Raw genomic sequence first — 18,005 nt, forward strand, 5'->3', positions numbered from 1 at the left:
GGGTGGCCGTCCCGGCAGTCTGATCACCGTACTGGTCTTCGAGTCCCGTACCGCGCAGTAGTAGGCTCACGCCGCATTGTTGTCGGAACACCACGCCTCCGGAGCGGGGTCGACGTTGGGGAGGCCATGCGCTTTCGCGGGAAGTCCATCCGCCGGAAGATCGTGGCGCTGCTGCTGGTGCCGCTGGTGTCGCTCACCGGCCTGTGGGTCTTCGCCACCGTGATCACCGGCACGGAGGCCGCCCGGCTGCTCTCCGCCGCCGAGGCCATCCGCACGGCCGGCCTCCCCGCCGAGGACCTCGTCCGCGCGCTGCAGAAGGAACGCCGCCAGAGCCTCGTCCTCCTCGCCGACCCGCGCCGCGCCGACCACGCCGCCCTCCTGAGCGAGCAGCAGGCCGCGACCGACCGGGCGGCCGCCGCCTTCCGGACCGGCGCCGCGAAGGTCCGCGACGACATGAGCCCCGCCACGGACGTGCGGTTCCGGCGCATCGAGAAGGCCCTCGGCGACCTCGACGGCCTGCGCGGCAAGGTCCGGGACGCCTCCATCAGCCGGCACGGCGCCTTCCAGGCCTACAACGACCTGGTGGAGCCGTACTACGCCTTCCTCGGCAGCCTCGGCGCCTTCGAGGACGCCGAGATGGACAAGCAGGCCCGCGCCCTCATCGGCGTGGCCCGCGCCCGCGAGGCGCTCTCCCGCGAGGACGCCCTCCTCGCCGCCGCCCTCACCGCCGGCACCATGAGCCGCCAGGACCTGCGGGCCGTCTCCGACCGCGTCGCCGAGCGGCAGATCCTCTACAGCACCAACCTCGCCGTCCTGCCCGCCGCCGACCAGAAGATCTTCGAGGAGTACTGGCGCGGCACCGCGCCGCACACCCTGCGCGCGGCCGAGGACACCGCGATCCTCGCCGGCTCCACCCGCGCCCCGCAGACCATCGACCCGCAGCGCTGGGAGAAGGCCGCGGGCGTCGTCCTCGACGAGCTCGCCCGGATGAACACCGAGGCCACCGACCGCTACGCGGACCGCGTCGAGCCCATCGCCGCCCGCGTCCTGACCAAGGCCGCCGTCGCCGGCGTCCTCGGCGCCGCCGCGCTCATCGCCTCCCTCGTCATCTCGCTGCGCATCGGCCGCGGCCTCGTGCGCGACCTGCGGCAGCTGCGCAAGGAGGCCCACGAGGTCTCCGGCGTGCGGCTGCCCGCCGTCATGCGCCGCCTGGCCGCGGGTGAGAAGGTCGACCTCGCCGCCGAGGCCCCGCTGCGCGCGTTCGGGCCGGACGAGCTCGGCCAGGTCGGCAAGGCCCTCAACACCCTGCAGCGGGCCGCCGTCGAAGCCGCCGTCAAACAGGCCGACATGCGCCGCGGCGTCTCCGACGTCTTCGTCAACCTCGCCCGCCGCAGCCAGGTCCTGCTGCACCGTCAGCTCACCCTCCTCGACGCCATGGAGCGCCGCACCGAGGACACCGAGGAACTCGCCGACCTCTTCCGCCTCGACCACCTCACCACCCGCATGCGCCGCCACGCGGAGGGCCTGGTCATCCTCTCGGGGGCCGCCCCGGCCCGGCAGTGGCGCAAGCCCGTCCGCCTCATGGACGTCGTCCGCGCCGCCGTCGCCGAGGTCGAGGACTACGAGCGGATCGAGGTGCGGCGCCTGCCGCGGCTGGCCGTCCGCGGCCCCGCGGTCGGCGACCTCACCCACCTCGTCGCCGAACTCCTGGAGAACGCCACCGTGTTCTCCCCGCCGCACACCGCCGTGCAGGTGCACGGCCAGCGCGTCGCCAACGGCTTCACCCTGGAGATCCACGACCGGGGCCTCGGCATGTCCCCGGACGCCCTGCTGGAGGCCAACCTCCGGCTCGCCGAGACCCCCGAGTTCGAGCTCTCCGACACCGACCGGCTCGGCCTGTTCGTCGTCAGCCGCCTCGCGCGCCGCCACGACGTCAAGGTCACGCTCCAGACCTCCCCGTACGGCGGCACCACCGCCGTCGTCCTCATCCCCCTGGACCTCCTCACCGAGGACGGGGCCGGGCCGGGCGGCGCCTCCCGCCCCGGGGACGAGGACACCGGCGAGCAACTCCTCGCCCGCAACCGCGGAACGGCGCCGCCCCGGCGCGAGGCGCTCTCCCCGGCCGTGCACGACGACGTGCTCTGCCCGTTCGAGCCGCGCGCGGACGAGGGGGAGGAGCACCACCGGGCCGGCGGCGCCCTCGTGCCCCTGCCCCGCCGCAGGCCCGCCCCTGCGCTCTCCGAGGAGCCCGGGGCGGAGCCGACCCCCACCGGCGGGCTGCCCCGGCGCGTGCGCCAGGCGAGCCTGGCCCCCCAGCTGAAGAAGGATCCGGAGGCCCCCCGCACCCGGGGCGGGACCACCGGCCCGGACCCCGCCGGTCCGGAACCCGAGCGCGACGCCGACGAGGTGCGGGCCAGGATGGCCGCACTCCAGCGAGGCTGGCAGCGCGCCCGGGAGCACAATGAGGCGGACACACCGGAAAGATCACCGAAAACAGCACCACGAACCACATCTGAGGGGGACGGTCGATGACCGCACCGAAGGCCGAGAACGCGACAACCACCGCAGCAGGCGGCTCGCCGGCCGCCACGGGCGAGCTGAACTGGCTCCTCGACGAACTCGTCGAGCGCGTCGGCAGCATCCGCAAGGCGCTCGTGCTCTCCGGCGACGGCCTGGCGACCGGCACCTCCAAGGACCTCTCGCGCGAGGACGGCGAGCACCTGGCGGCCGTGGCCTCCGGCTTCCACAGCCTCGCCAAGGGCGTCGGGCGCCACTTCGACGCGGGCAAGGTCCGCCAGACCGTCGTCGAGCTGGACGAGGCGTTCCTCTTCGTCACCGCCGCCGGTGACGGAAGCGCTCTGGCCGTTCTCGCCGACGCCGACTCCGACATCGGCCAGGTCGCCTACGAGATGACCCTGCTGGTCAAGCGGGTGGGCACGCACCTGGCCACGGCTCCGCGCACCGGCGTGGCCGCCGACGGGTGACCGCCGGCCTGCCCGGGGACGGCTCCGGCGACGGGGACGTGCGCTGGTACGACGACGCGGCGGGCCCGGTGGTCCGCCCGTACGCCATGACCCGCGGGCGCACCCGGCTCGCGGACGGGGCCGGCCTCGACCTCATCGCGGTCGTCGTCGCCGAGGACCCCGCCGGCCGCCCCGCCGCCGCCCTCGCCGACCAGTCGCTGTCCCCGGAACACCTCGACATCGTGGACCTCACGACGGACCTGCCGCGCTCCGTCGCGGAGCTGGCCGCGGGGCTCGACCTGCCGGTCGGCGTGGTGCGGGTGCTCGTCGGCGACCTCCTGAACGCGGGCCTGGTGCGGGTCACCCGCCCCGTGCCGGCGGCCGAACTGCCCGACGAAAGCATTCTGCGCGAGGTGATCGACGGCCTGCGGGCCCTCTGAGACGGCCCGCGGGCCCGCCGGAGCACCTTGACGGGACCTCCGCACCGATCTGACGGGACTTCCGGCGAGACTTGTCGTGGCCATGGTCTTTACGGAACGATCACCAACCACCGGGGGCGCCGGACCCCGGAGCACACCACGACCGGAGGACGAACAACCATGAGGCTCCTGCGCTCCGACCGCGGCCGCACGCGCCCCGCGCCGGCCCCGGTGGCCCTCAAGCTCCTGGTCGCCGGAGGCTTCGGCGCCGGCAAGACCACCCTCGTCGGGTCGGTCAGCGAGATCCGGCCGCTGCGCACCGAGGAACTGCTCACCGAGGCGGGCCGGCCGGTCGACGACACCTCCGGCGTCGAGGGCAAGCGCACCACCACCGTCGCCATGGACTTCGGCCGCATCACCCTCCGCGAGGACCTGGTCCTCTACCTCTTCGGCACCCCCGGCCAGGACCGCTTCTGGTTCCTGTGGGACGAGCTGGCCCGCGGCGCCCTGGGCGCCGTCGTCCTCGCCGACACCCGGCGGCTGCAGGACTGCTTCGCCGCCGTCGACTACTTCGAGCGCCGCGGCATCCCCTTCACCCTCGCCGTCAACTGCTTCGACGGCGCCGCCCGCTACCCCGAGGAGGACGTGCGCGCCGCCCTCGACCTGGACCCCGGGGTGCCGGTGATCCTCTGCGACGCGCGGGAGAAGGAGTCGGTGAAGGGGGTGCTGGTGTCGGTGGTGGAGCAGCGCTTCGCCGAACTCGCCGACCGGGCCGGCTAGCGCCCCCGCGGCCGGCCGCGGCCGCCCGCGCGGCTAGAGCCAGCCGAAGCTCCGCTCCACCGCCTTGCGCCACACCCGGTACTCGGCCTCCCGCTCCTCCGGCGCCCGCCGCGGCGTCCACTCCGCGTCCCGCCGCCAGTGCGCCCGCAGCTCGTCCGGATCGCGCCACACGCCCGTCGCGAGACCGGCCGCGTACGCCGCACCCAGGCTCGTGGTCTCGGCGACCACCGGCCGGATCACCGGCACCCCCAGCACGTCGGCCTGGTGCTGCATCAGCAGGCCGTTGGCGGTCATGCCGCCGTCCACCTTCAGCGAGCTGATCCGCACGCCGGAGTCCTGGAACATCGCGTCGACCACCTCCCGCGTCTGCCAGCTCGTCGCCTCCAGCACCGCCCGCGCCAGGTGCGCCCGCGTCACGTAGCCGGTCAGGCCCGTGATCACGCCGCGTGCGTCCGCGCGCCAGTACGGCGCGTAGAGGCCGGAGAAGGCGGGCACAATGTACGCGCCGCCGTTGTCGGGGACGCTCGCCGCCAGTGCCTCGATCTCGCCGGCCGAGCGGATCAGGCCGAGCTGGTCGCGGAACCACTGCACGAGCGCGCCCGTGACCGCGATCGACCCCTCCAGGCAGTAGACGGCGTCCTCGCCGCCCAGCCGGTAGCCCACCGTCGTCAGCAGGCCGTTCTTCGACGGGACGGGCCGGGTCCCGGTGTTCAGCAGCAGGAAGCTGCCCGTGCCGTAGGTGTTCTTGGCCTCGCCCACCCCGTAGCAGGTCTGGCCGAAGACCGCCGCCTGCTGGTCGCCGAGCGCCGCGGCCACCGGAACGCCGGCGAGCGGCCCCACGGCCCGCCCGTACACCTCGCTGGACGAGCGGATCTCCGGCAGGACGGCCTCCGGGATGCCCATCGCGGCCAGGATCCCGGCGTCCCACTGGAGCGTGCCGAGGTCCATCAGCAGGGTGCGCGACGCGTTCGTCACGTCCGTGACGTGCACCCCGCCGTCCGTGCCGCCCGTCAGGTTCCAGACCAGCCAGGAGTCGACCGTCCCGAACGCGATCTCGCCGTTCACCGCCCGCCGCCGCAGCCCCGGCACGTGCTCCAGCAGCCAGGCCGCCTTGGGCCCGGAGAAGTAGCTCGCCAGCGGCAGGCCCGTCGCCGCCCGGAACCGGTCCTGCCCGTCCGCGCCGCCCAGCTCGCGGCAGAGCGCGTCGGTGCGCGTGTCCTGCCAGACGATCGCGTTGTGCACGGGCTTGCCCGTCGAGCGGTCCCACAGGACCGTCGTCTCCCGCTGGTTGGTGATCCCCAGCGCGCTCAGCTCGCCGGCCCGCAGGCCCGCCGCGGCCAGCGCGCCCGCCACCACCGCCTGCACCTTCGCCCAGATCTCGGCGGCGTCGTGCTCCACCCAGCCCGGCTGGGGGAAGACCTGCCGGTGCTCGCGCTGGTCCGAGCCGACGGCCCGGCCCTCGCGGTCGAAGACGATGCAGCGGCTGGAGGTGGTGCCCTGGTCGATCGCGGCGACGTACGGACCCGTCATGGCGCCTCCTGACCTGGGAGTCTGTCCGGGCCGCGGCGTTCCCGCCCGGACCTGTCCGGACGGGAAGTGTTCACCCGCAGTGACGGAGCGTCAAGGCGTGGAGCGGCCCGGACGGTGCAGCACGGGGAAGTCGAAGTACGTGTCCGGGAACGGCTCCGGCTTGAGCGTGAAGTGCCACCACTCCTCCGGCAGATTGACGAACCCGACGCCTTCCAGGGCGGTCTTCAGCAGCAGCCTGTTCGCCCGCTGCGCGCCCGTGATCCGCGGGTCCAGCGTGTGCGCGAGGGTGTCGAAGCAGTCGAAGCCCGTCCCCATGTCGACAGAGTTGTCGGGGAAGCGCTGCCACCGCGGCGCGTAGCAGGGCACGAGCGGCTCCCCGGGCACGTACGGCCGCGCCGGCAGGACCGGCAGCTTCACCAGCGTCAGGTCCATCGTGCTGCCGCGGCTGTGCCCCGACTTCTCCGCGATGTACCCGTCCGCGAACAGCCGGGTCTTGTCCACGCGGGGATAGAACTCCGCCTTCATCCGCGTGTCCGCGAGGTCCTTCGCCCACTCCACGAAGTCGTTCACGGCCCGCTGCGGGCGGTAGCAGTCGTACACCTTCAGCGAGTAGCCCCGGCGCAGCAGCGAGCGCTGCGCCCGGTGCAGGGCCTCGGCGGCCTCCCGCGTCAGGACGCACAGGGGCCGCCGGTAGCCGTCGACGCGGTGGCCGGTGAAGTTGTGCACGGTGACGTACCGCATCTCCTGCAGGATCGTCGGGTCCACGTCGGCGAGGGCGACGAACCCGCGGGGCGGGCGCGGCTCGTGCGCGGCCGCCTGAGCCGGCGGCGACAACGGGAAGGCCAGCAGGGCCAGGAGAGCCGCTATGAGCAGGGTGACGGCCCGCAAGGCGGCAGGGAACCGGGTTCTGTCCATGCCCTCCAGATAGCAGCGGGGCGGGCGCCCGGGGAAGAGCGCCCGCCCCCTCGCCTCACCGGACGCCCCCGCCCCGCACCCGTACGGGATACCCCACCGCCCCGGCACCCTCCTGCTCCACCACGACCGCCCCGTCCCGCAGGCACGTCGTGAACCGCACCACCTCCGGCGACTCCCACCCGTCCCCCGCGTCGGGGACCAGGACACCGCCGCCCGTACGGCCCGGGGCCGGAGCCCACACCTCCAGCTCCACCGAACCGGCGTCCTCTCCCCGCACCGGAATCACCGACCCCGCCCGCGCCAGCACCGGGATCCGCGACAGCGGCGCGTCCAGCAGCACCTGCCCCGGCCCCTCGTACGCCCGGCCCGTCGCCGTGTCGTACCACAGCCCGCGCGGCAGCCGCACCGCCCGCCGGTCCGCCCCCTGCTCCAGCACCGGCGCCACCAGCAGCGCGTCACCCAGCAGGAACGTGTCCTCGCAGTCCCGCAGCGCCCGGTCCTCCGGCGAACGCCACCACACCGGCCGCACGTACGGCGCCCCGGTGCGCTGCGCCAGGTGCGCCAGCGTCACGAAGTACGGCAGCAGCCGCTCCCGCTCCCGCAGCGCCGCCGCCGTGTGCTTCAGTGCCTCCGCGCCGAACTCCCATGGCTCCCGCCGCCCCGCCGTGATCGCCGAGTGCGTGCGGAACAGCGGCACGTACGCGCCCAGCTGGAACCAGCGCACGAACAGCTCCGGCGACGGGAACCCCGAGAAGCCCCCCACGTCCGGCCCCGAGTACGGCACCCCGCACAGCCCCAGGCCCAGCACCAGCGCCAGCGACGCCCGCAGCCCCGGCCAGCCCGTCGCCACGTCGCCCGACCACGTGCCGCCGTAGCGCTGCATGCCCGCCCAGCCCGAGCGCGAGAACAGGAACGGGCGCTCGGCCGGCCGCAGTTCGCACAGCGCCTCGTACCCCGCCCGCGCCATCGACAGGCCGTACACGTTGTGTGCCTCGCGGTGGTCGCCGCCGCGGCCCTCCAGCGAGTGCCGCGCCGACAGCGGCAGCGACGGATCCCCGAACGGCGCGAACGACACCGGTTCGTTCATGTCGTGCCACACCCCCGAGAAGCCCTGCGCCAGCCGCTCCCCGTACAGCCCGCCCCACCACTTGCGCACCCGCGGATCCGTGAAGTCCGGGAAGACCGACTCGCCCGGCCACACCTCGCCCCGCACCCGCCGCCCCCGGCCGTCCCGCACGAACGCGTCGGCCGCCGCACCGCTGTCGTACACCCACTGGCCCGGCTCGGCCTTCACCGCCGGGTCCACGATCGACACCAGCCGCACCCCCTTCTCCCGCAGCTCCTCCGCCAGCCCCGGCAGATCGGGGAACCGCTCCCGGTCCACCGTGAACACGCGGTGCCCCCGGTAGTGGTCGATGTCCAGGTGCAGCGCCGACAGCGGCAGCCCGCGCTCGGCGTACCCCGCCACCACCCGGCGCACCTCCTGCTCGCTGCCGAAGCCCCAGCGCGCGTGGTGGTGCCCGAGCGCCCAGGACGGCGGCACCGCCGCGGCCCCGGTCAGCGCCGACCAGCCGTGCAGCACCCGCGCCGGCGTCCCCACCAGCACCCAGTAGCGCAGCGGACCGCCGTCCATCCGCACCTCGCACCGGCCCGGCCGGTCGTGGCCCGAGCCCGCCCCCTCCTCGCCCTCCGCCAGCGTGACCCGCCCGTCCCACGCGTCGTCGTGGAACACCAGGTGCGTCCCCGCGTCCGCCACCACCAGCTGCACCGGCATCGTGATGTACAGCGGGTCGTCGCCCGGCCCGAACGCGCCGTCCGGATCGGTGTTCCACAGCCGGTACGTGCCGTCCCGCAGCCGCGGCCCCGCCGACCGGCCGCCCAGCCCGAAGAAGCGCGCGTCCGCCGGCACCTCCGACCGGACCGCCCAGCGCGCCCCGCCCCGCTGCACACCGGCCTCCGTACCCGCCGGCTCCCACCAGCGCGGCGGCAGGTCGCGCCGCAGCAGGACACCGCCCGGCGTCCGCACCTCCACCGTCCCGTGCCGGCCCACCACGACCAGCACCCGCTCCGACACCACCCGCCAGCCGCCGTCGGTGTCCGGCTCCAGCACCGCCCGCTCGTCCGCCTCCGGCCCCTGCCCGGCCAAGGCGTACGAGGGCTCCGGCCCGGCCCCGTCCCAGCCGCAGAACACCGCCCCGCCCACCGCCACCCGCACCCGCAGCGACGACCGCGCGAAGTGCACCACCCCGCCGCCCGGCAGGGGATCGGCCCCCCGCGCCGCACCCGGCACCCGGGCCCGCTCCGCACCCGGCCGCGGCAGCCCCGCCCTGTCCGTGCACCGCCGCCGCAGCGCCGACCGAAGGGACCGCACCCCCCGCGCCGTACGGACCGTCCTCACTAACCGCAGCAGATCACGCGCATCCATGCTGCTCAGCCTGCCACCCGCACGATCGCCGGCGCCCGGCGTTCAGAAGGCGTTCACCCGCGCAGGGAGGACGGGGGAGCGCCCGCGCACGCAGGGAGCAGAGTGAAGGAGACGCACGGTGAGGAGTGAAGGAGACGCACGGTGAGGAGTGAAGGAGACGCACGGTGAGGAGTGAGGGAGAGGCACGGTGAGGAGTGAGGGAGATGTACGCCACCGGCTCTGGTGCAGGAGTCGATCACGTGGCATCGTCCTTGCTCAGCCGCGCCGTGCGCTCACCCGGCCCCTGCGCGGCACCGCCCACGACGCGCAGGAGCCCGGGAGCAGTCATGACCACCGCACCGCAGCACGCCGGCCGCCCGGAGCCCCTCTGGAGCCCCGGCCCGGAACGCATCGCCCGCGCACAGGTCACCCGCTTCCAGGAGTGGGCCGCCCAGCGGCACGGCGCCCCGGCCGCCGTCCCCGGCGACCCCGCCGCGAGCTACGCCGCACTCCACCGCTGGTCCGTCGAGGAGCTGGAGACGTTCTGGCAGGCCTTCACCGAATGGTCCGGCGTCCGCTTCTCCCAGCCCGGCGAGCGCGTCCTCGCCGACCGCTCCATGCCCGGCGCGCGCTGGTTCCCCGGCGCCGCCCTCAACTACGCCGAGCACGCCCTGCGCGCCGCCGAGGACCCCGCGCGGGCGGACGAACCGGCCCTCCTCGCCGTCGACGAGACCCACGAGCCCCGCCCCGTCACCTGGGCCGGGCTGCGCCGTCAGGTCGGCTCGCTCGCCGCCGAGCTGCGCCGCCTCGGCGTGCGCCCCGGCGACCGCGTCAGCGGCTACCTGCCCAACGTCCCGCAGGCCGTCGTCGCCTTCCTCGCCACCGCGGCCGTCGGCGGCGTGTGGACCTCCTGCGCGCCCGACTTCGGCGCCCGCAGCGTCCTCGACCGCTTCCAGCAGGTCGAGCCGGTCGTCCTGTTCACCGTCGACGGCTACCGCTACGGCGGCAAGGAGCACGACCGCGCCGGCACCGTCACCGAGCTGCGCGCCGGCCTGCCCACGCTGCGCGCCGTCGTCCACATCCCGCTGCTGGGCACCCCGGCCCCCGAGGGCGCCCTGGAGTGGGACGCCCTGGTGGCGGCGGACACCGAGGCCGTCTTCGAGCAGGTCCCCTTCGACCACCCGCTGTGGGTGCTGTACTCCTCCGGCACCACCGGCCTGCCCAAGGCCATCGTCCAGTCCCAGGGCGGCATCCTCGTCGAGCACCTCAAGCAGCTCTCCCTCCACTGCGACCTCGGCCCCGGCGACCGCTTCTTCTGGTACACCTCCACCGGCTGGATGATGTGGAACTTCCTCGTCTCCGGCCTCCTCGTGGGCGCAACCGTCGTCCTCTACGACGGCAGCCCCGGCCACCCCGACACCGGCGCCCAGTGGCGCGTCGCCGAGCGCACCGGCGCGACCCTCTACGGCACCTCGGCCGCGTACGTCATGGCCTGCCGCAAGGCGGAGGTCCACCCCGGCCGGGACTTCGACCTCTCGCGCGTCAAGTGCGTGGCCACGACGGGCTCGCCGCTGCCGCCGGACGGGTTCCGCTGGATCCACGAGGAATTCCATGAAGAGGGGAGGGAGGACATGTGGATCGCCTCGGTCAGCGGCGGCACGGACGTCTGCAGCTGCTTCGCGGGCGCCGTCCCCACCCTCCCCGTCCACATCGGCGAGCTCCAGGCCCCCTGCCTCGGCACCGACCTGCAGGCCTGGGACCCGCACGGCAAGCCCCTCGTCGACGAGGTCGGCGAGCTGGTCGTCACCAAGCCCATGCCGTCGATGCCCGTCCGCTTCTGGAACGACCCCGACGGCACCCGCTACCGCGAGAGCTACTTCGAGATGTTCCCCGGCGTCTGGCGGCACGGCGACTGGATCACCCTCACGTCGCGCGGCAGCGTCGTCATCCACGGACGCTCGGACTCCACCCTCAACCGGCAGGGCGTCCGCATGGGCTCCGCCGACATCTACGAGGTCGTCGAACGGCTCCCCGAGATCCGCGAGTCCCTCGTCATCGGCGCCGAACAGCCGGACGGCGGCTACTGGATGCCGCTCTTCGTCCACCTCACGCCGGGCGCCCGGCTGGACGACGCGCTGCTGGACCGCATCAAGCGCACCATCCGCGAGAACCTCTCGCCGCGCCACGTCCCCGACGAGGTCATCGAGGTCCCGGCGATCCCGCACACCCTCACCGGCAAGCGGATCGAGGTCCCGGTCAAGCGCCTCCTCCAGGGCACGCCGATGGAGAAGGCGGTCAACCCGGGCTCGGTGGACAACGCGGAACTGCTGAAGTTCTACGAGGAGCTCGGCAAATCCAGCCCGTCCGGCGATTGAGGACGAGCGCGTTCAGCGCGATACGGGGCCCGGCGGAGCCCGGTCACGGGAGGGGGCGGGCAGGGCAAGGAACCGCCCGCCCTACCCCCCGTACGTCGCCTGCGCCTCACCCAGTACCGAAGAAAAATCGGCGGCAAGCCGAACCGCCTCGTCGGGCCGCAGATCCGTCACAGTGATCCGCACCCCGGGCGCGGTCCCGATCCGGAACCGCGCCCCCGCGGCCACCCACCACCCCGACGACCGCAGCCCGTTGACCACGGCCGCCTCGTCCCGCACGGGCACCCACACGTTCAGCCCGCCGCGCCCGTACGCGGGGATCCCGCGCCGGGCCAGCTCCCCGATCAGCGCCTCGCGCCGCGCGGCGTAGGCGGCGCGTGCCTCCTCCACGAGGGCCAGGGCCGACGGATCGGTCAGCAGCCCGGCCACCGTCTCCTGCAGCAGGTGGCTGACCCAGCCGGACGTCAGCAGCAGCCGCCCGTCGTGCCGTGCCAGCGTGGTCGCGTCGCAGGCCACCGCCGCCCAGCGCAGGTCGGGCCCCAAGTGCTTGGTGACCGTACGGACCTGGGCCCAGCGCGGCGGACCGCCCCCGGCGGTCAGGCTGTGCAGCGGGGCACCGCAGACCTCCGCGGCGTAGTCGTTCTCGATCACCAGGACCTCCGGCGCCTCCGCGAGCACCGCGGCCAGGGCGTCCCGGCGCCCGGCGGTGAAGCCGCCCCCGTACGGATTCTGCGACCGGGGGCAGCAGATGACGGCCCGCACTCCGCCGCGCACCGCGGCCCGCAGCTCCTCCGGCCGCATCCCCTCGTCGTCCACCGCGACCGGCACGACCCGCAGGCCGAGCGCGGGCACGAGGTCGAGCATGTGGTGGTAGCCGGGGTCCTCCATCGCCACCGCGTCACCGGGGCGGAGCTCGGTGGAGAGCAGCCGGGCCACGCAGTCGAGCGCACTGTGCGCGAACGTCACGTGCGCGGACGGGACGCCGTCGCGCTCGTACCAGGCGCGGGTGATCTCCTCCAGCCGCGGCAGCCGCGGCGCGGAGCGGTGCGAGCGCGCCCCGTGAGCCGGCTGCCCGGGCGGCACGAGCGCGGGCAGGAAGGCCGGGTCGGGATGGCCGCCCGCCAGGTCGCGCAGCCCTTCCGGCACCTTCGGCGGGCGCCGGGAGGCGACCGCGGGGGCCTCGGCCACCACCGTGCCGCCGCGCCCGCGCGTGACGACGATGCCCCGGCGGCGCAGCTCCTTGTACGTGGTGGCGACCGTTCCCGGGCTCACCCCGAGCCGCTCGGCCAGCGCGCGCACCGGAGGGAGCGGGCTCCCCGGGGCCAGGGCGCCGTCGGCGACACCGCGCTCGATGGACGCGGCGATTCCCTTGGCGTTCATCCCCGTGAACTCGTATTGTGTTGCCACAGATCTGAGTATGTATCAATACAATATCCGGGTCAAGGGGGATCAGCACATGCAGATACCGGGGGGACGCGACGGCCGCCGCATGCTGGCCGTCACCTTCGTCGACAAGGCCGGCTCCGGCCTCTGGGCCGCCACCGCAGCCCTGTACTTCACCTACGTCGCCGGCCTCCGCACGACCGAGATCGGCCTGCTGCTCGGCGTCGCCGGCGCCGTCGGCATCGCCGGCCCGCCCCTCGCGGGCCTCCTCGCCGACCGCGTCCCCCTCCGGCCGCTGCTCGCCGCCGTCCAGGCCCTCCGCGCCGTCGCCTCCCTCGCCCTCCTCACCACCACGGACCTCCGGCTCCTGCTCGCCGTCACCGCCGCCGGCAGCCTCGGCGACCGCGCGTCCTCCGTCCTCACCAAGCTCTACGCGACACGCATCGCGGGCCCCGACCGCAGCCGCTACCAAGCCCTCAACCGCACCGTCTCCAACCTGGGCTGGGCCGTCGGCGGACTCGTCGCCGCCGCGGCCCTCAGCACCGGAACGACCGCCGTCTACCGCTGGCTGCTGACCGGCGACGCGCTCTCCTTCGCCACCATCGCCCTCCTCACCCTGCGCTGCGGCGAACCGCCGTCGCCGTCGCGCGTCGTCGCCACCGGCGGCACCGGAGCGAAGGCCGGCACCCCGGCAGCGGGGGAGAAGACCCCCGCCCCCGGACCCAGCCCCTGGCGCGACCGCCGCTACCTCGCCTACACCGCCACCGAAGCCGTCCTCTTCCTCGACGACTCCGTCTTCAACGTCGGCCTCGCCCTGTGGGCCGTCACGGCAACGACCCTCCCCCACGAGGCCGTTCCCCTCCTCCTCGTCCTCAACAACGTCCTCGTCGTCTGCTTCCAGGTCCCCTTCGCCCGCTTCGGCAGCACCCCGGCGAAAGCACGCGGCACGCTCTTCCCCCTGGCCGCCGCCTTCCTCGCGGGAGGAGCGGCCCTCGCCGCCTCCGCCACCAGCACCCCCTGGCTCGCCGCAACGGCACTGACCCTGGCCGCCGTCGCCTTCACCGTCGCCGAGATGCTCCACGCCACCGTGTCCTGGGAACTCTCCGTCGCCCTCGCACCGCCCACGGCCCAGGGCGCCTACCTCGGCGTCCACGGCCTCGCACAAGCCGCTCAGCGCAGCGCCGGACCCCTGGTCGTGACCGGCGCCATCGCGGTCGGACCCCTCGGCTGGCTCGGCCTCGGCACAGGTCTCGCCGTCATGTGCCTCGCCCAGCGCAGGCTCACCCACGACGATGACAAGACAGCAATGTCAGTGCCTCGCATTACGGTGAGTGAGCATTGATCACACGCGCTGAGGGGGAGACACATGGCGCACACGAGCGACGGCCGAGGAAGGCCGGCAAGCGGGGGCCGCACCGGGGGCGGGAAGCGCATCCCGGCCGGGAAACGGCCGCACACCAAGCAGCGGGACGGCAGGAAGAGACCACTCACCGAACGGCGCATGGTCAGCGCCCGCCGCCGGCTGCGCAGCGAAGTCCCCAGCACCGTGGCCGTCCTGGCCGGCGCGGAGGACTTCGCGGCCATGCAGGGCTACGCAAGCTTCGCCTTCGACGACCACGCCACGTACATGCGGCAGATGGAGGGCCTGCTGCGCGAGTTCGCCGCCCGGGGCACGCACACGAGCGTCGCCCTCTTCGACCCCGTCGGCTACGAGGAGTTCTGCACCGAGTCCCGCCTCGACCCCGACACCCCGGCCAGCCGCACGCGCTACACCGCGGAGGTCGCCGCCGCCGGCACCAAGGTCACCTACGAGGGCCAGCCCCTCGCCCGCCTGCTGCCCCGCCTCGTCGCCGAAGCGGAACAACAGGCCACCTGGGAGCACGCCTCCGCCCTGCTCACCCGCGGCGACTGCGACTCCTGCGGCGAGGACATCGGCCGCGCCGGCTTCGCCCGTGCCACCGCACTCCTGCGCCGGATCATCGAAGCGGCCGGCCCCGGCACCCACCACCTCGTCTGCAGCATCCCGGCCGAAGGACCGGCCCCGCTCGTCGCCGTCCTCCACACGGAGAGCCACGACGACGGACTGCTGCACCTCGGCGAGGCGGCCGCACTCCTCTTCTGCACGGTCCTCGCGGCAGGCATCGCCACGGACCGGCCCGGAGGAGTCGTCCTGCGCAGCACGCTGCCCGGCCGGCGCGACACCGTCCGCGGCTGGAAGCTCAAAGACGGCGGCAGGCTCCACCCGCTGACCGAAGCGGAAGTCTTCTCCGCCTACTGCACCGACACCCGCACCGGCGAGCCCGTACCACCGGAGCCCGGCGTCGACTACCGCGCGGGGCTGCCCCTGGACGACTGAGGGACAGCCGGGAAACGAAGGAAGGGTGCCCCGCCACCGGCGGGACACCCTTCACCTCACATCACCGCTACGGCGACGGCCGGCTCACTCGCCGGACAGCACCGCCTGCGCGGCCAGCCGGGCCTCCTCCGCGGAGTCCGTCGCACGGGCCGCGGCAGCGGCACGCTCACACTGGGCCAGCGTGTGCTTGGCCAGCGTCGCGCGGACATACGGAATCGACGCCGCACCCATGGACAGGCTCGTCACGCCCAGACCGGTCAGCACACACGCCAGCAGCGGGTCGGACGCGGCCTCACCGCACACGCCGCAGCTCTTGCCCTCGGCCTTGGCCGCCTCGGCGGACGCGGCGACGAGGTCGAGCAGCGCCGGCTGCCACGGGTCCTGCAGCCGCGAGACCGCACCGACCTGACGGTCGGCCGCGAACGTGTACTGCGCCAGGTCGTTGGTGCCCAGCGACAGGAACTCGACCTCCTGCAGGATCGAACGCGCCCGCAGCGCGGCGGAGGGGATCTCCACCATCGCACCGAACTTCGCCTGCAGCCCGGCCTCGCGGCACGCGTCCGCGAACGCCTTCGCGTCCGTGCGGTCCGCCACCATCGGGGCCATGACCTCGAGGTAGACCGGCAGCCCCTCGGCGGCCTTCGCCAGCGCGGTGAGCTGCGTGCGCAGCACCTCCGGGTGGTCGAGCAGCGTCCGCAGACCCCGCACGCCCAGCGCCGGGTTCGGCTCGTCGGCCGGCGTCAGGAAGTCCAGCGGCTTGTCCGCGCCCGCGTCCAGCACCCGCACGACCACACGGCCCTCGGGGAACGCCTCCAGCACCTTGCGGTACGCCTCGACCTGCTTGGCCTCGGACGGCGCCTTCGCGCTGTCGTCCAGGAACAGGAACTCGGTACGGAACAGGCCCACGCCCTCCGCACCCGCCTCGACCGCGGCCGCCACGTCCGCCGGGCCACCGATGTTCGCCAGCAGCGGCACCTTGTGACCGTCCGACGTCGCACCCGGGCCGGACGACGCCGACAGCGCCGCCTTGCGCTCCTCGGCCGTCCTGATCAGCTCGGCGCGCTTCTCCGGGCTCGGGTCGACGAAGATGTCGCCCGTGCTGCCGTCCACGGCCACCACCGTGCCCTCGGCAAGCTCACCCGCACCCGGCAGCGCCACCACGGCCGGCACCCCGAGCGCCCGCGCCAGGATGGCGCTGTGGCTGGTCGGCCCGCCCTCCTCGGTCACGAAGCCCAGCACCAGCGTCGGGTCCAGCAGCGCCGTGTCGGCGGGAGCCAGGTCCCGCGCGATCAGCACATAGGGCTCGTCACTGTCCGGCACGCCCGGCATCGGCACGCCCAGCAGGCGCGCGACGATACGGTTCCGCACGTCGTCCAGGTCGGCCACCCGGCCGGCCAGGTACTCGCCCGCGTTGGCGAGCAGCGCGCGGTAGGCGGCGAAGGCGTCGTACACCGCGCGCTCCGCGGTGCTGCCGACGGTGATGCGCCGTTCGACGTCGGCCATCAGCTCGGGGTCCTGGGCCATCATGGCCTGGGCCTCCAGCACGTGCTGGGCCTCGCCACCGGCCAGGTTGCCGCGCGCGATGAGGTCGGCGGCCACAGCTTCCACGGCCTGGCGGGCGCGGCCCTGCTCGCGCGGCGCCTCCTCCGTCGGAATCTGCTTGGCCGGCGGCTCCAGCACCGCCGTGCCCATGTGCCGGACCTCGCCGATGGCCACACCGTGGCTCACGCCGACGCCTCGCAGCGTTGTCTCCATTTCACCCGTCTCCGGTTGATGCGGCGGCCCGCGCCGCCGCGGTTGGATGTCGTACGTGCCGCGCCCCTTGTGGGGGAGCGGTATCGGCTACTGCCAGCTGAAGAGCTGGTCGCCGGCCTTGACGTCGCCGTCCTCGCGGACGTCGCCGAGCGAGTCGGCGGTCGCCTCGAGCGCGACGATCGGGCAGATCGGCGACTTGCCGGCGGCCTCGACGGCGACCGGGTTCCAGCGCACGACCTCCTGGCCGCGGGTCACGGTGTCACCCTTGTTCACGAGCAGCTCGAAGCCCTCGCCGTTGAGCTGGACGGTGTCGATGCCGAGGTGCGTCAGCACACCGTGGCCCTCGGCGTCGACGACGACGAACGCGTGCGGGTGCAGCGAGACGATGACACCGTCGACGGGGGAGACCGCGGCGTGCGGCTCACGGACGGGGTCGACGGCGGTACCGGGTCCCACCATCGCGCCGGAGAAGACCGGATCGGGCACTGCCGCGAGTCCGATGGCGCGTCCGGCGATCGGGGACGACACGGTGGTCATGGGAAGCCTCCCAGGTGGAGATTCGTCACGCGCCGTCACTACCTGTCCTGGACGGCGCACTGATCGGAAGCCTAAGTCATAGGAACTGAGGATTCCGCACGAGTGAAGAGGGCCCTGGCGTGTGCGGTGCGTAATCGATTTGCCTCGGGTGGGGAGGGCATGTACTGTCAGATCCCTGCCCACGACCGAGGCCCGCAGACAACTGCCGGCAAGGTGGGGGCAGCACCCATCAGAAGTGATCCTTTCTCGGTTCTGCTGCTGTGTGTCCGTATGCCTTTGTGTTTACGGAAAACAGGGCGGTGAGAGAGCGGAAAGACTCCTGATAGAGTGTGAAACAACGAAGGGAAGCGCCCGGAGGAAAGCCCGAGAGGGTGAGTACAAAGGAAGCGTCCGTTCCTTGAGAACTCAACAGCGTGCCAAAAGTCAACGCCAGACTATAAAATACCCCGTCTTCGGTCTGTATGGATCGGGACGCGGTTCCTTTGAAAGTCCTGCCGGTCCTTCGGGGCTGACAGGCAACACAGCGAGGACGCTGTGAACGACCGGGACTATTCCTCCTGGTTGTTCCGCTCAACGCGAGTGTCACACCGG

At 73.8% G+C, this 18,005-nt stretch carries 13 protein-coding genes; 7 read left to right on the plus strand and 6 right to left on the minus strand.

What is annotated here, in order from left to right; translation table 11 throughout:
• Positions 1-126 precede the first annotated feature (126 nt).
• The 4 genes from ACOTKD_RS32565 (at position 127) to ACOTKD_RS32580 (ending at position 4,162) form a co-directional block, all read left to right on the plus strand.
• Positions 127-2,532: a nitrate- and nitrite sensing domain-containing protein gene (locus ACOTKD_RS32565; protein WP_424892587.1), complete on the plus strand. Its 2,406-nt coding sequence runs from the start codon at positions 127-129 to the stop codon at positions 2,530-2,532.
• Positions 2,529-2,984, plus strand: a complete 456-nt coding sequence (locus ACOTKD_RS32570; protein WP_424892588.1) for a roadblock/LC7 domain-containing protein — start codon at positions 2,529-2,531, stop codon at positions 2,982-2,984. The genes ACOTKD_RS32565 and ACOTKD_RS32570 overlap by 4 nt, the downstream gene beginning before the upstream one ends.
• Positions 2,981-3,403, plus strand: coding sequence for a DUF742 domain-containing protein (locus ACOTKD_RS32575; protein ID WP_424892589.1), 423 nt, complete (start codon positions 2,981-2,983; stop codon positions 3,401-3,403). The genes ACOTKD_RS32570 and ACOTKD_RS32575 overlap by 4 nt, the downstream gene beginning before the upstream one ends.
• Before the next feature lie 159 nt (positions 3,404-3,562).
• Entirely contained in the window at positions 3,563-4,162 is a 600-nt protein-coding gene (locus tag ACOTKD_RS32580) for a GTP-binding protein (protein ID WP_424892590.1), read from the plus strand.
• Between the two features lie 33 nt (positions 4,163-4,195).
• Here ACOTKD_RS32580 and glpK read toward each other — a convergent pair whose 3' ends face one another.
• The 3 genes from glpK to ACOTKD_RS32595 form a co-directional block, all read right to left on the minus strand.
• Positions 4,196-5,692 (minus strand): glycerol kinase GlpK, encoded by a 1,497-nt coding sequence (gene glpK / locus ACOTKD_RS32585; RefSeq protein ID WP_424892591.1) that lies wholly within the window; start codon positions 5,690-5,692, stop codon positions 4,196-4,198.
• Between the two features lie 90 nt (positions 5,693-5,782).
• Positions 5,783-6,607: a M15 family metallopeptidase gene (locus tag ACOTKD_RS32590; protein WP_424892592.1), complete on the minus strand. Its 825-nt coding sequence runs from the start codon at positions 6,605-6,607 to the stop codon at positions 5,783-5,785.
• A gap of 55 nt (positions 6,608-6,662) precedes the next feature.
• Positions 6,663-9,032, minus strand: coding sequence for a glycoside hydrolase family 31 protein (locus tag ACOTKD_RS32595; protein ID WP_424892593.1), 2,370 nt, complete (start codon positions 9,030-9,032; stop codon positions 6,663-6,665).
• A gap of 326 nt (positions 9,033-9,358) precedes the next feature.
• Between ACOTKD_RS32595 and ACOTKD_RS32600 the strand changes: the two genes are divergently transcribed.
• Entirely contained in the window at positions 9,359-11,386 is a 2,028-nt protein-coding gene (locus ACOTKD_RS32600) for an acetoacetate--CoA ligase (protein WP_424892594.1), read from the plus strand.
• Positions 11,387-11,467: 81 nt separating this feature from the next.
• Here the strand turns inward: ACOTKD_RS32600 and ACOTKD_RS32605 are convergent, their stop codons facing one another.
• Positions 11,468-12,790: an aminotransferase class I/II-fold pyridoxal phosphate-dependent enzyme gene (locus ACOTKD_RS32605; RefSeq protein WP_424892595.1), complete on the minus strand. Its 1,323-nt coding sequence runs from the start codon at positions 12,788-12,790 to the stop codon at positions 11,468-11,470.
• A 49-nt stretch (positions 12,791-12,839) separates the two neighbouring features.
• On the opposite strand from ACOTKD_RS32605, the gene ACOTKD_RS32610 reads away from it, so the two are divergent.
• The gene (locus ACOTKD_RS32610; protein WP_424892596.1) at positions 12,840-14,108 is read left to right on the plus strand and encodes an MFS transporter; all 1,269 of its coding nucleotides are present in this window, start codon (positions 12,840-12,842) and stop codon (positions 14,106-14,108) included.
• Between the two features lie 159 nt (positions 14,109-14,267).
• Positions 14,268-15,122, plus strand: coding sequence for a hypothetical protein (locus ACOTKD_RS32615; RefSeq protein ID WP_424892597.1), 855 nt, complete (start codon positions 14,268-14,270; stop codon positions 15,120-15,122).
• Between the two features lie 84 nt (positions 15,123-15,206).
• Here ACOTKD_RS32615 and ptsP read toward each other — a convergent pair whose 3' ends face one another.
• Positions 15,207-16,877 (minus strand): phosphoenolpyruvate--protein phosphotransferase, encoded by a 1,671-nt coding sequence (ptsP, locus tag ACOTKD_RS32620; protein ID WP_359101092.1) that lies wholly within the window; start codon positions 16,875-16,877, stop codon positions 15,207-15,209.
• Between the two features lie 87 nt (positions 16,878-16,964).
• Complete coding sequence (locus ACOTKD_RS32625; RefSeq protein WP_235482154.1) at positions 16,965-17,414, minus strand: PTS sugar transporter subunit IIA; 450 nt, start codon at positions 17,412-17,414, stop codon at positions 16,965-16,967.
• Positions 17,415-18,005: the final 591 nt, after the last annotated feature.

Origin of the sequence: Streptomyces sp. XH2, from assembly GCF_049725035.1 — a bacterium.
Taxonomy (GTDB): Bacteria; Actinomycetota; Actinomycetes; order Streptomycetales; family Streptomycetaceae; genus Streptomyces; species Streptomyces roseoverticillatus.